We start from the raw sequence: 13,155 nt of genomic DNA, 5'->3' as shown, positions 1-13,155 counted from the left end.
GATTATTTTTTCTTGAAACGCAAGAACGGCAATACAATAAATAAAGGTATGCAACAGATCATTACCCAGATAAAGAAATGTTGGTAACCGATCTGCTCCTGTATCCATCCCGATGCCATTCCCGGTAGCATCATACCTAACGCCATGAAACCGGTACTGATCGCATAATGCGAAGTCTTATATTCCCCTTCGGCGAAAAGCATCAGATACATCGTATAAGCCGTAAAGCCAAATCCGTAGCCGAATTGCTCGACAGCGACACAAGCGTTTACGACAACAATACTCTCCGGCATCGTATAAGCCATATACAAATAAACCAGATTCGGCAAGGAGATAGCCAATGCCATAGGCCATAACCAAGTCTTCAAGCCACCCCGGGATATAGCCAGACCTCCTAAAACCCCTCCGAGCAATAAGGAGATCACTCCCACCGTACCATAAGCGAACCCGACCTCACCGGTACTGAGCGCCAGCCCGCCAACCTCCCGCCCATCCAGCAGGAAAGGAGAAGCCAACTTTACCAATTGGGATTCCCCCAAACGATACGTCAGCATAAAAAGCAAAGCCGGGATAATCCCTTTCTTGCTGAAAAAGCTCACGAAAGTATTGCCGAACTCCACCAAGATGGTATGAGGGGTGATATTCGTACGTTGCGCGTCACTCGCCGGACGGGGTAAGATATACTTATGCCACAAAGCCAAGGCGATAAAGGTACCGGCCAATACGAAAAACACCAGACTCCAAGCAAAAGAAATCCGTCCGGTACTCTCCTCCAAAAGCCCCGCCAGCATGACCAGCAGACCTTGTCCCGTTAGCATCGCCACCCTGTAGAACGTATTTCGGATACCGATAAAGAACGCTTGTTGCTCCTCCGTCAAGCCCAGCATATAGAACCCATCCGCAGCGATATCGTGCGTAGCGGAACTAAACGCCATCAACCAAAAGAAAGCCAAGGTAAACCGCAGAAAGAAATCCCCGGGAAGGACGAACGCCACACCTGCCATTCCCCCGCCAATCAATAGCTGCATGCTATAAATCCACCAACGCTTCGTTTTAATCAAGTCTACGAACGGGCTCCAGATGGGCTTGATCACCCAAGGAAAATAAAGCCAACTGGTAAATAAGGCGATATCCGTATTTGAGACGCCCAGACGTTTATACATGATCACAGAAAGCGTCATGACTACCACATAGGGCAAGCCTTCGGCAAAATAAAGAGACGGGATCCAAGCCCAAGGATTACGTTTTTCCATAATAAGAAGGAATTAAACGATTAGAAGTCAATACCAAATCCATCCGCATCCTTCCACGCCGGGAACTTAGCCCGGAACTCATCCAGCTCGCTCTTCTTCAAAGTACATGTCCGGGTGATTTCCTCTCGTTTTCCGGCATCAGCCAATTTCTTTCCTTTTGCGTTATAAATCATGGAATCCCCTCTGAAAAGAAAACCTTTCCCATCTACCCCCACACGGTTCACGCCACAGACATAAGCCATGTTCTCGATGGCACGTGCATGCAGCAATGCCTTCCACGCCTTCTTCCGGGCCTCGGGCCAATTGGCTACATAAATCAAAAGATCATATTCGTTATTCACGTTGCGGCTCCAAACCGGGAAACGTAGGTCATAACAAACCTGCAAACAAATATTCCAGCCTTTATAAGGCACGATCAGACGTTTGTCGCCCGCCGAGAAATGCTTGTCCTCTTCCGCCATACGGAACAAATGACGCTTATCGTAATAATACTCCTCTCCTTCCGGAGTGATGAAAAAAGCCCGGTTGTAGAACTTTCCGTTATCTTTTGCGATAAAACTCCCGGCCACGGCCAGTTTATATTTCTTAGCCCATTCCTTTATAGTCGGTACGGTCTGGCCCTCCATCGTATCGGCTTGTTTCTCCACGTCCATGGAAAATCCCGTGGTAAACGTCTCCGGCAATACCGCTAAATCGGTTCTTCCACTAACACGGCGCAACAGTTCGCCGTAATAACCCAAGTTCTCTTCACGGTCTTCCCAAATGATATGGGATTGTATCATGCTGATACGTAAGTCTTCAGTCATAGAATAAAGATATTAAGGTAATAAAAAGACATATTGTGACAAGGAAACAGTTTCATGGTGAAGAAACAGTAGTTTCTTCATAGCAAAACTTTTGTTTCTCCTAGGGAAAACTTTTGTTTTCCTATAGCAAAACTCTTATTTCTTCACCATGAAAACTCCTATACCTGTACGAAATTCTCAGGATGGCAGGCGGTAACTCCCCGATACATCTCACGTATCGTATGGATATCTTTATCCACATCACCTGTCGGATAAAAAACACCTTTCGTACCCACCTCTTTCTTTCCATAATCAAAATAAGCCACCACGATCGGCACGTTCGCTTTCAAAGCGATAAAATAGAATCCTTTTTTCCATTCCTTGGCCCGCTTCCGGGTACCTTCCGGTGTGACGGCCAATTGAAACCGCTCACTGGTCTTGAAACGTTCCACCATCTGATCGGTCACCGACGTACGTTTACCACGATCCACCGGAACACCTCCCAGCCAGTTAAACAGCAAATTAAAAGGGAAAAAGAACCACTCTTTCTTAATAAGGAAACCAGCGTTACACCCGATCGAGGTATAAAAAAGTTTCCCTACAATAAAATCCCAGTTACTGGTATGCGGAGCCACACATACGATACATTTCGGCAAATCCACGCCATCCACCGGGCCCAGCTTCCACCCCGCCATACGGAGTATCGCCTTACTAATTGCCTTCTTCATGCCTATTTGTCCTTGCTCAACTCTCCTATCTCGTCGGCGATAGCGTTAACCTCGTTTTGCAAGTCCTCTCTTAATTTGCGATAATAATTCCGTACGAGAGCCTTGTTATCCTTGCCGTCGGGGTGTCCGGCACGAACGATATAACTATCTTGCATATCTAGGATACGAGCCATCAAAGCATCTGCTTTCTCTTGATTTACTCCGGGTATATACAATTTGCAAACCAGCGCTTCCGTGAACAATTCACCAGCCACGTAGCTGATCTCTTTCTTTAAAATTCTTCTTTTAGCCATAATTATTTCATATTTAATTATCCACAAATATAGAACATATGTTATTAAATACCGAGGAAAGGCCAAGAAAAAACATAAAATGAATTATCTTTGCAGCGGTGAAATCATTGATTATAAACAAATCAAATATGAACGAAATGATAAAGACGCCAGAGTTTCTCTTTGAAAGCAGCTGGGAAGTCTGTAATAAAGTGGGAGGTATTTATACCGTACTATCGACTAAAGCTCATACGCTTCAACAAATTTTTAACGACAAAGTAATATTCATCGGTCCGGATGTGTGGGCAAACACAACCGCTCCCGATTTTACGGAAGACGCATCTTTGTTTGAGGATTGGAGAAAGCACGCCGAGGCAGTGGATCACTTGATAGTTAAGGTTGGTCGCTGGAACGTACCGGGTACCCCCCCTGTTATACTGGTAGATTTCAAATCCTACTTCAGTGAACGAGACGCCTTTTTCTATTCTATGTGGGAAAATTTCCGAGTTGACTCCATCCACGCCTACGGCGATTACGATGAGTCTTGTATCTTCGCATATGCGGTCGGTAAGGTAATAGAGAGTTTCTATCACTTCTACAAACTGGAAAACAAGAAAGTCGCCGCCCTATTCAATGAATGGATGTTGGCGATGGGAGCGCTTTACATTCAAAAGCAAATCCCTGCCATAGCGACACTTTTCACGACGCATGCCACATCGATCGGACGCTCTATCGCCGGTAACAACAAAGCGTTATACGCTTATATGGACGGTTACAACGGCGATCAGATGGCTAAGGAGCTAAACATGGAGGCCAAGCATTCCGTAGAGAAGCAGGCCGCCCATTACGTGGATTGCTTCACGACCGTAAGCGATATCACGGCCCGTGAATGTAAACAGTTATTGGATAAGGCACCGGATATCGTTACCCCGAACGGCTTTGAGCCCAACTTCGTACCCGAGGGCAAGGAATACGCTAAAAAGCGGAAGGAGGCACGTCGTACATTAATTAATGTAGCGGAGAAATTATTGGGCTGCTCCATCGACCCGAACGCTTTGCTGGTTTCCACCAGTGGCCGCTATGAATACAGAAATAAAGGTATCGATGTCTTCATCGAGGCGATGAACCGTGTGCGTACGTCCGGACGCCTGCAGCGTGAGGTCGTCGCCTTTATCATGGTACCGGCTTGGGTACGTGCCGCCCGTGCGGATTTAAAAGAGGCGATCGAGCAGGACATAAAGACGACCTCTCCGCTTCAAATCCCTTTCATTACGCACTGGTTGCATAATATGCCAGAAGATAAGGTCTTGAATTATATCAACCACGCCGGCTTCACGAACGCAGCATCCGAAAAACTAAAGATCATATTCGTTCCTTGTTATTTGGACGGTAAAGGAGGTATTTTCAATAAGACCTATTATGATATGCTGATAGGGATGGACGCTACCGTATATCCTTCCTACTACGAGCCGTGGGGATATACCCCGCTGGAAAGTATCGCTTTCGGTATACCGACGATCACGACCAATCTGGCCGGTTTCGGTATGTGGGCGAAGAAAACGGTATCCGGAGATAACCTTAGCGAAGGCGTAGAGGTTATTAATCGTACGGATTTCAATTATTTTGAGGTAGCGGACGCTATCATGAACTCCATCCTGGCTCTCAGCCAAAAGGATGCTACGGACGTCGAGGAAATCAAACAGCGTTGTTTCGATCTCGCTCGAAAAGCTGAATGGAGCAAGTTTATCGACTATTATCTGACCGCATTCGATATCGCCATGAGGCATGCCGAGGAAAGAAATAGTTAAATATTGCTCATAATTAATAAGATAATGCTATCTTTGCACTCGTTTTTAGACAAACACTTTAAACTTCACGATAATGAAAATTAAGGCGAATAACGCAAACAGTCCTATTTGGAAGGACGTCTACTCACATTCCAAGCTTCCACAACAGTTGGAACCACTTAATGAGATCGCTACGAATCTTTGGTGGGTATGGAATCATGAAGGCGCTAAACTATTTGGCAAGATCGACAAACAACTTTGGAAATCCACAGAAGGTAACCCTGTACAGCTATTGCAAAGCCTTTCACACAAACGTATGGAAGAGATCTTAGCAGATAAGGAGTTAATGGCTGAAATCCAAAAGGTATACGCTGATTTCAAAGCTTATATCAATGTAAAACCCGACAAGACACAACCGTCTGTAGCCTACTTCAGCATGGAGTACGGTTTGACCAATGTATTAAAGATTTACTCAGGTGGTCTGGGAGTATTAGCCGGTGACTACTTGAAAGAGGCCAGCGATAGCAATATCGATTTATGTGCCGTAGGTTTCTTGTATCGTTACGGATATTTCACACAGACTTTGTCCATGGACGGTCAGCAGATCGCCAATTACGAGCCGCAAAATTTCAATGCCCTGCCGTTGACTCAGGTATTGCAGTCGAACGGAGAGCCAATGGTATTGGAAGTTCCTTATCCGGGCAGAACCGTTTACGCTCATATCTGGAAAGTTAGCGTAGGTCGTGTACCTTTGTACTTAATGGATACGGATATACCTCAGAACAGCGAATGGGATCGTTCCATCACGCACCAATTATATGGTGGCGACTGGGAGAACCGTATGAAACAAGAGTATTTGTTGGGTATCGGTGGTATCATGATGCTGAACAAGTTAGGTATCAAGAAACAGATTTATCACTGCAACGAGGGACACGCCGCTTTGATCAACGCTCAGCGTTTGGTAGACTATATCCAAAACGACGGCCTTTCATTCAACCAAGCGTTGGAGGTAGTTCGTGCTTCCGCCCTCTATACGGTACACACTCCGGTTCCGGCAGGTCACGATTACTTTGACGAGGGTTTGTTCGGACGTTACATGGGTGAGTTCCCCGGCAAGTTAGGTATTAGCTGGCAAGACTTCATCGATATGGGACGTGAGAACCCGGGCTCTAACGAGAAATTCTCCATGAGCGTATTCGCCTTGAACACTTGCCAAGAGGCTAACGGCGTAAGCTGGTTGCACGGTAAGGTTTCTCAGCGTATGTTCGCCCCGGTTTGGAAAGGTTACTTCCCGGATGAACTGCACGTTGGTTATGTAACGAACGGTGTACACATGCCGACTTGGGCCGCTACGGAGATGAAGAAATTCTATGCGGATAAATTAGGCACGAAGCTTTTCGAGGATCAATCAAATCGCAAATGTTGGGAAGGAATCCAGAATGTATCCGACGAGGAAATCTGGAATCTCCGTATGACCTTGAAGAATAAATTGATTGATTACATCCGTGTTCAATATAAAGATAGCTGGTTGAAGAACCAAGGTGATCCTTCTAAGGTAGTTTCCATCCTTGAGAAGATCAATCCGAATGCCCTATTGATTGGTTTCGGTCGTCGTTTCGCTACTTATAAGCGTGCGCACTTGTTGTTCACGGACTTAGACCGTTTGGCCAAGATCGTTAACAATGAGAAGTTCCCGATTCAGTTCGTATTCACCGGTAAGGCTCACCCGGCTGATGGTGGTGGTCAAGGTTTGATCAAACACATCGTAGAGATCTCTCGCCGTCCGGAGTTCTTAGGAAAGATCATCTTCTTGGAGAACTACGATATGCGTTTGGCCCGTCGTTTGATCTCCGGTGTAGACGTATGGTTGAACACGCCGACTCGTCCGTTAGAGGCTTCCGGTACTTCCGGTGAGAAAGCCGAGATGAACGGTGTATTGAACTTCTCCGTTCTTGACGGTTGGTGGTATGAGGGTTACGTAGAAGGCGCAGGTTGGGCATTGACCGACAAGCGTACTTATGAGAACCAGCAATACCAAGACCAATTGGATGCGGCTACGATCTACCATTGCTTGGAAACTGAGATCATCCCGACTTACTACGCTAAGAACAGCAAGGGTTACTCTCCGGACTGGATCCAATATATCAAGAACTCTATCGCCAAGATCGCTCCGGATTATACGATGAAACGTATGTTGGACGATTATGAGGATCGTTTCTATCACAAATTGGCTACTCGTTCCGCTCATATTTCCGCTAACAACTACGAGATCGCTAAGCAATTAGCTGCTTGGAAAGAGGAAGTTGCGCAACATTGGGATAGCTTCCAAGTGGAATCTTTCACTTGCGACCAAGATTTGACGGTGAACGGCCCGGTTGTAGGAAAAGAATACAACTTCAATTTGGTAATCGACCGTCATGAACTACAAGGTATGTTAGGTGCTGAAATGGTTGTCATGAAGGAAGATCCGGAGAAACACACGCTGTCACCAATCAATACCGCTCAGTTCGAGTTGATGAAGGAAGAAGGCTCCAAGTTATTCTTCAAGTTAACGACCACTCCTTCCGAGGCTGGTAACCATAAGATGGGCTTCCGTGTATATCCTGTAAACAAGGAGTTGCCTCACCGTATGGACTTCGCTTATGTACGTTGGATTCAGTTATAATCGGCAACAAGTAAAACAAATAATCAAGAAAGAGGGTGCGTCATGCACCCTCTTTTTTTATGCCATACCCAGCTATGCTTTACAGCGACAAAAACCTATGGTTATGAGCCGTAAAGCATAGGTTCATATAGTCCGTGAATACCCATGAATCAAAAAAAGGAAGCCGCACGACAGCAGCTTCCTTTTTCAATAGGATACGAATATTTTCAAGCTTAGAAAGCGTAGTCCAAACTTAATCCGAACACCTTGTTGGTGCGGCTATACACATTCTGCCCAGGAAGTCCCGTGCCGCAGTAGTTGTCCATCTTCTTGGTATAATCGTGGTAAGTTGTCCACATATATCCCACGTTCAAAGCCATTTTTTCGCTCAACATCACTTTAGCACCAAAGCCCAGCGAATAAGAATCGCAGGAGAAACTAACATCACTTTGGAAATTATCAGACAAACCATAATCTGTAATTTGAGCGCCACCGCTAATGGTCAATCTCTTGACAACATCCCACTCTATACCAAACAGATACTCATTCGTACCTCTTTCCAGTTCCTTCTGCTTTCCACCGGCCATTCCCGCCTTCTTATCATCGAAGAAGTGATACTCAACAGAAGCCTTCAACATGGGTAAAAACCGATAAGAAGCTGCCACCGAAAGCATGGAAGGAATATCGTTCGGCGTATTTACACCATGCTTATAAGGGCCAACCAAATCTTCCGCACTGTCGGGATAATCCAACTTCTTGGTATTGTTTTCGATGTTCAAGTTCGTCTTAAACTCATATTTAGCTCCGAAATTGAATTTACCATATTTGACATCAACACCCAAAACCGGTGTCAACCCCCAACCTGTCTGATCGCAATCCAAAGCCAGGTTCATTAAATCCGCTCCACCAAAATTCTGTTTTAATTTTGCATCCAGATACCCGTCATAGTTTCCTGAGAAATAGTTCATCCGGCCACCGGCAAAGGCAGAAAGCCAATCCGTGATCTTGTATGATAGGCCAAGTTGTAGGGAATAAATATACTGTTTTCCGTCCATCGCACTGTTAATAGTATACATATCCGGCGTGACGATGGGACTTTGACCGCCAGTCTTTATATATTTCGCTACACTTTCCTTGAAGATACCGGCCATAGCAGCCGATTCGAACATTGGCAGGCCATCGTCAAACGAAGCCTTACCACCTCCACCCGTAATGGCAAAGAAACCGGAGATCGTCCAATCACCTTTTTTGTAAGCCGCAAAAACACTCGGAATCACGGGAGCGGCTGCCTTTCCTTTGTAATACTTTTTATAGGGAACGTCGCTCACTGTCGGCACCTTATTCACTGGGTCGAAACCATTGTATGTACTGAAAGAGGCATCGATATCCCGGGTCTGGAAAGCACTTTGGATACTCACACCAACGCGGAAACCGTCTGTCGGCAAAAAAGAAAGACCCGCCGGGTTTGACAAAGCGCCGTCTATATCAATTGCAGCACCTCGCGAAAGTGACCTTAAAAAGGCTGCATGCTGATTCGTATTCGTCAAATATCCTCCAGCGAAAGAAACCAAAGGCATCATCATCAATGCCGCACCTAATACTACTTTTTTCTTCATGTTTTACTTTTCTTGATTACAAAACGGTCGCAAAGATAAATACTTTTTTCAAACACTGCACACTTTTAATAAAAATGTGCCGCACAAAACAGCAAATACTGTGCAAACACATAAGACTAATTAACAATAGAAGAGCCGCAAAGGTAGTAACGTGAAATCAGGTATTAGTTATAATCAAAAAGAATCATCCTAATCAGAAAAGGATATATACAGCAAGTACTAAAGAAGATATACTTACTTTACCAAAAAAGATATACTACAAGTGCCAAGTAAGTATAACTTCTATTTTTCCGAAATAAATCGTATATTTGTCTCTATAACTTAATTCTTTAAACCGTATAGATAAAATGAAAAGACTAGCATTACTCGCGGCTCTCTTACTGCCTCTATCCATGGCTTTCGCCCAACAGAACGTAGGATTCAAGACCGATAAGGTAGAACCTCTCGTGATCAACTCAGACAATTGCGTTACTTTCTATGTAGAAGCCCCAAAAGCGAAGTCCGTCTCCGTAAAAGGAGACTGGGAAGCCAACGAGGGCAATGGCCAGATGACGAAAGGGAAAAACGGTACATGGAGCTATACGACTCCCCCACTGCCATCCGAAATGTACACCTATCGTTTAAACATAGATGGTATTTACAACATCGCCCCAAACAACCCATTCTCTTGCCGTGACGTAGGCACCTTGTTCAGCCTGTTCTATATCAACGGGGGAAATGGGGATTATTATCAAGTACGTGACGTGCCCCATGGCGATGTAACGACCACGTGGTATCACTCGGATATCCTCGGGAGCGAACGTAGGCTTAGCGTTTATACACCTCCTTTTTACGATAAGAACATCCAGTCTTATCCCGTTCTGTACCTGTTACACGGCAGTGGCGGCGACGAGAACGCTTGGCTGGAGCTTGGCCGTACCGCCCGTATCATGGATAACTTGATTGCCGAAGGCAAGATACAGCCAATGCTTGTCGTTATGCCAAACGGCAATCCCAGTAAACAGGCCGCTCCCGGCGAAACATCCGATAACCTGAATTACAAACCAGCCATGAGCAACAGCTTCCCCGGTTATAAGGATGGCTCGTACGAGAAGAGTTTCACCGAGATCATTCATTTCATCGATAACCGTTACCGTACGATCCCGGATAAGCGACACCGAGCCATAGCCGGACTTTCGATGGGTGGTTTCCATACATTATATATATCATTGAATTATCCGGACTATTTTAACTATATAGGACTTTTCTCCGCTGGGCTCAGCGCAAATGGTGTAGACCCCAATAGCCCGATGTACACGAACCTCGACGAGAAGTTAGGAAACCTCAAGAGATCCGGTTATCAATTGTTCTGGATCGGTATCGGAAAGGACGATTTCCTGTACGACGCGAACCAGCAATTCCGCCAGCGAATGGATAGCCTAGGTATGAAATACCAGTACGTAGAATCCACCCGAGGGCATATCTGGGCCAATTGGCGGGCTTATCTCCTCCAATTCGCTCCTATGCTTTTCAAATAAAAGACATGAGCAGATGAATCATAATATACCGCAATACGACTTCTATAAACACAAATACGGCGATGAGCTACTTATCGACGTCGTTCCCTTGAACACGATCAAGAAGTATCTCAAGGAACAACCCGTACATATATTGACGTATTACGATATAACATTGATCACTAGCGGGGAGGGAGAATTCCTTATCGATCATCAAGCGAACCGGGTAAAGCCTCAAGATATCATCTTTACCCGGCCCGGCGAAATACGCAAATGGGACGATAAAACGATACAAGACGGATTCGCTCTTATCTTTGAGGAAGAGTTCCTGCTCTCTTTTTTCAATGATCCGGCATTTCTCCGGAACCTCTCTTATTTCCATACGGAAAGACGGTCTTCCAAGCTCAGTCTCGACAAGAAAGCCTATGCCCGCATCTCCGAGTTGATCTCGGAGATCGATAAAGAGATCAAGGACTATCAGTCGAAAGACAAACACTTGCTCCGGGCCTTGTTGTACGAGACATTAATGTTGCTCAACAGGCTATATTCTAACTCGAACGCTTTACCTCCAGACACAAACGCCCGATCTAAAAGCATCTATGTAGACCGATTTATCGAGTTAGTAAACCATTCCTTCAAGCAAGATCATTCCATCCGGAGCTATGCCGATCGGCTTTGCATCACCCCGAACTACCTGAATGAGATCGTGAAAAACGCTACGGGCATCAACGCTAAACAATACATCCTAAACAAAATACTAATCGAGAGCAAACGGCTATTGACTTATACAGACTTGCCTATATCCGCCATAACGGAAGCTCTAGGTTACGAGGATCCATCCTATTTCATCCGTCTATTTCGTTCCCAAACAAACATGACCCCGCTAAACTATCGCAGGAATACAAAACCGTAAAAAGTACTATTTCCTCCTTTATACGTATTATACGAACTCCATTCGGTATGTCTAATTTTGCCTCTATCAATAAATAAAGCATCATGAGACAATACAAATCATGGATAGCGGCTCTCATATTAGGAAGCACGTTATCCGCTAACGCACAACAAAAGAATATGGAGAACAAAACATTAAACGAGAACATCCCGGAGATGATCATCTCCCTTGAAAAAGAGGCTCTAGCCTCGACCGACCCGATGGCATTCGTAGAGCTTTCAGACACCGACGTGATTTACTTCGATCCTTCCCTAGAGACGAAAATAGAGGGATTGGAACAACTGCGCACTTATTATAAAGGTATGCAACTTCCTCCGGCAGATCATTTCGACATGATCCGCCCGGTCGTACAAGTCGCGCAAAACATAGCGGTACTCACCTTCAACCTTGATAGCTACTTATCCGACAAGGTAATAAAATGGAACTGCACCGAGGTTTACAGACGCAACCCCGACAACCAATGGAAGATCATACAAACCCACTGGTCTTACGTGAAACCGCTAGATTAAAGTTAAAACATTTGCCGCTTTCTGAACCAAAACGGTTCGTAAAATGTATTATATAGACTATTCACTAAACACAAATTATATGATACGGAATTTACTGAAAGCGGCAAATGCGCTTACATTTAGCACGATGTTCCTGTTACTCCTCGCCGGATGCAACAAGAACACGATTATTTTTGAGGATGGAACAACCCCGAACGGCTCTTCGGGAAACGAGGACCCGGGAAACAGCACGTTGGTGACCTTCAACGCCTCCGTGGAGGGCCGGAACCTATTACGTTCCATGTCTCCCATGAATAAAGGGATACAAAGCAGGGTTTATGTCTTCGACAGCAGCGCAGGAACCAAGGGAAGCCCCGAGGCGTCAGGTCTTTACATAACCTCATCTCCCGGGGTGTTAACAGGAAGTGACGGATATAAAATGTTTCTCTCCAATGGCACTTATAATTTCTACGCCGTATCCGACAATTTCTCCACGATCCCCCCGACATTCACGAGTGGCGTATCCGAACCCCTCTTCAACGGTATCGATTATCTTTGGTGGAGCGCCATACAACAGGATGTTAATAGCTCCCAAATCAATATACCGATTGTTTATGGGCATGTGGCTACCCAAGTCGTAGTAGAATTAACCGGCGGTGAAGGTATCACGATCAACCAACTGGTCTCCGCCATGATCACTCCTCCCGTGGTTGGGGCTACCATGGATCTGGGCACAGGTGTCATCACTCCTGCTACCGCCTTCGGAAAAGCGGATAAGATGGGGATAAACGGATTAACCGCCCAATATATCATGTTGCCGATAAGACATACGGCTCCCATGACTCTCACGCTGGAAATATCCGCCGACAATGAAAACAGTACCCGCACCTATACCACCCAGATCCCTCTTCCGGATGGCGAGTTGAAAGCGGGAAACTCTTATTTATTTAAAGCGGTAATCAACGGTAATTCGGTCACTTTGGCCAGTGTCAACGTAAAAGACTGGACAGATGTGGACGAGACAGGAAAGCCCCTTTATCCGACCCAGAATTAAAGCCCGGTTCCTATTTTCCGTATCAATGAATATTGGTACGGAAAATATGCCTATATTTACCCTGTCACCTCTAAAAACAA

Annotated in this window: 11 protein-coding genes; 6 read left to right on the top strand and 5 right to left on the bottom strand. The window is 45.4% G+C overall.

The features are described from left to right. Positions 1-2: 2 nt before the first annotated feature. From DW205_RS06985 to DW205_RS06970, 4 genes are all read right to left on the bottom strand, one after another. Positions 3-1,253: an MFS transporter gene (locus DW205_RS06985; RefSeq protein WP_005864650.1), complete on the bottom strand. Its 1,251-nt coding sequence runs from the start codon at positions 1,251-1,253 to the stop codon at positions 3-5. 20 nt (positions 1,254-1,273) lie between these two features. After that, on the bottom strand, positions 1,274-2,059 hold the full coding sequence (locus tag DW205_RS06980; RefSeq protein WP_005864648.1) for an amidohydrolase: 786 nt from the start codon (positions 2,057-2,059) through the stop codon (positions 1,274-1,276). A 158-nt stretch (positions 2,060-2,217) separates the two neighbouring features. Next, positions 2,218-2,766, bottom strand: a complete 549-nt coding sequence (locus tag DW205_RS06975; protein WP_008778223.1) for a 1-acyl-sn-glycerol-3-phosphate acyltransferase — start codon at positions 2,764-2,766, stop codon at positions 2,218-2,220. 2 nt (positions 2,767-2,768) lie between these two features. Beyond that, positions 2,769-3,059, bottom strand: coding sequence for a hypothetical protein (locus DW205_RS06970; protein WP_005854588.1), 291 nt, complete (start codon positions 3,057-3,059; stop codon positions 2,769-2,771). A 128-nt stretch (positions 3,060-3,187) separates the two neighbouring features. Here DW205_RS06970 and DW205_RS06965 point away from each other — a divergent pair, with 128 nt between their 5' ends. Continuing rightward, positions 3,188-4,846: a glycosyltransferase gene (locus tag DW205_RS06965; RefSeq protein ID WP_005864635.1), complete on the top strand. Its 1,659-nt coding sequence runs from the start codon at positions 3,188-3,190 to the stop codon at positions 4,844-4,846. Between the two features lie 73 nt (positions 4,847-4,919). Then, on the top strand, positions 4,920-7,490 hold the full coding sequence (gene glgP, locus DW205_RS06960) for an alpha-glucan family phosphorylase (RefSeq protein ID WP_005864633.1): 2,571 nt from the start codon (positions 4,920-4,922) through the stop codon (positions 7,488-7,490). Positions 7,491-7,702: 212 nt separating this feature from the next. On the opposite strand, the gene DW205_RS06955 is transcribed toward glgP, so the two are convergent. After that, complete coding sequence (locus DW205_RS06955) at positions 7,703-9,085, bottom strand: OmpP1/FadL family transporter (RefSeq protein ID WP_005864631.1); 1,383 nt, start codon at positions 9,083-9,085, stop codon at positions 7,703-7,705. A gap of 347 nt (positions 9,086-9,432) precedes the next feature. Between DW205_RS06955 and DW205_RS06950 the strand changes: the two genes are divergently transcribed. From DW205_RS06950 to DW205_RS06935, 4 genes are all read left to right on the top strand, one after another. After that, on the top strand, positions 9,433-10,602 hold the full coding sequence (locus DW205_RS06950) for an esterase (RefSeq protein WP_005864629.1): 1,170 nt from the start codon (positions 9,433-9,435) through the stop codon (positions 10,600-10,602). Positions 10,603-10,615: 13 nt separating this feature from the next. After that, a complete protein-coding gene (locus tag DW205_RS06945; protein ID WP_005864627.1) occupies positions 10,616-11,494 on the top strand; it encodes a helix-turn-helix domain-containing protein in 879 nt (292 codons plus the stop codon). An 83-nt stretch (positions 11,495-11,577) separates the two neighbouring features. Next, on the top strand, positions 11,578-12,042 hold the full coding sequence (locus tag DW205_RS06940; protein ID WP_005864625.1) for a nuclear transport factor 2 family protein: 465 nt from the start codon (positions 11,578-11,580) through the stop codon (positions 12,040-12,042). 43 nt (positions 12,043-12,085) lie between these two features. Then, a complete protein-coding gene (locus tag DW205_RS06935) occupies positions 12,086-13,075 on the top strand; it encodes a fimbrillin family protein (RefSeq protein WP_005864624.1) in 990 nt (329 codons plus the stop codon). Positions 13,076-13,155 lie beyond the last annotated feature (80 nt).

This window comes from Parabacteroides sp. AM17-47 (genome assembly GCF_003434625.1).
Taxonomy (GTDB): Bacteria; Bacteroidota; Bacteroidia; order Bacteroidales; family Tannerellaceae; genus Parabacteroides; species Parabacteroides distasonis.
This window is presented reverse-complemented; position numbering and strand designations above follow the sequence as displayed.

What these genes read in the sequence shown, in the direction of transcription:
- DW205_RS06985 (WP_005864650.1), bottom strand. Translation starts at nt 1,253, where the DNA reads ATGGAAAAACGTAATCCTTGGGCTTGGATCCCGTCTCTTTATTTTGCC.
- DW205_RS06980 (WP_005864648.1), bottom strand. Translation starts at nt 2,059, where the DNA reads ATGACTGAAGACTTACGTATCAGCATGATACAATCCCATATCATTTGG.
- DW205_RS06975 (WP_008778223.1), bottom strand. Translation starts at nt 2,766, where the DNA reads ATGAAGAAGGCAATTAGTAAGGCGATACTCCGTATGGCGGGGTGGAAG.
- DW205_RS06970 (WP_005854588.1), bottom strand. Translation starts at nt 3,059, where the DNA reads ATGGCTAAAAGAAGAATTTTAAAGAAAGAGATCAGCTACGTGGCTGGT.
- DW205_RS06965 (WP_005864635.1), top strand. Translation starts at nt 3,188, where the DNA reads ATGAACGAAATGATAAAGACGCCAGAGTTTCTCTTTGAAAGCAGCTGG.
- glgP (WP_005864633.1), top strand. Translation starts at nt 4,920, where the DNA reads ATGAAAATTAAGGCGAATAACGCAAACAGTCCTATTTGGAAGGACGTC.
- DW205_RS06955 (WP_005864631.1), bottom strand. Translation starts at nt 9,085, where the DNA reads ATGAAGAAAAAAGTAGTATTAGGTGCGGCATTGATGATGATGCCTTTG.
- DW205_RS06950 (WP_005864629.1), top strand. Translation starts at nt 9,433, where the DNA reads ATGAAAAGACTAGCATTACTCGCGGCTCTCTTACTGCCTCTATCCATG.
- DW205_RS06945 (WP_005864627.1), top strand. Translation starts at nt 10,616, where the DNA reads ATGAATCATAATATACCGCAATACGACTTCTATAAACACAAATACGGC.
- DW205_RS06940 (WP_005864625.1), top strand. Translation starts at nt 11,578, where the DNA reads ATGAGACAATACAAATCATGGATAGCGGCTCTCATATTAGGAAGCACG.
- DW205_RS06935 (WP_005864624.1), top strand. Translation starts at nt 12,086, where the DNA reads ATGTATTATATAGACTATTCACTAAACACAAATTATATGATACGGAAT.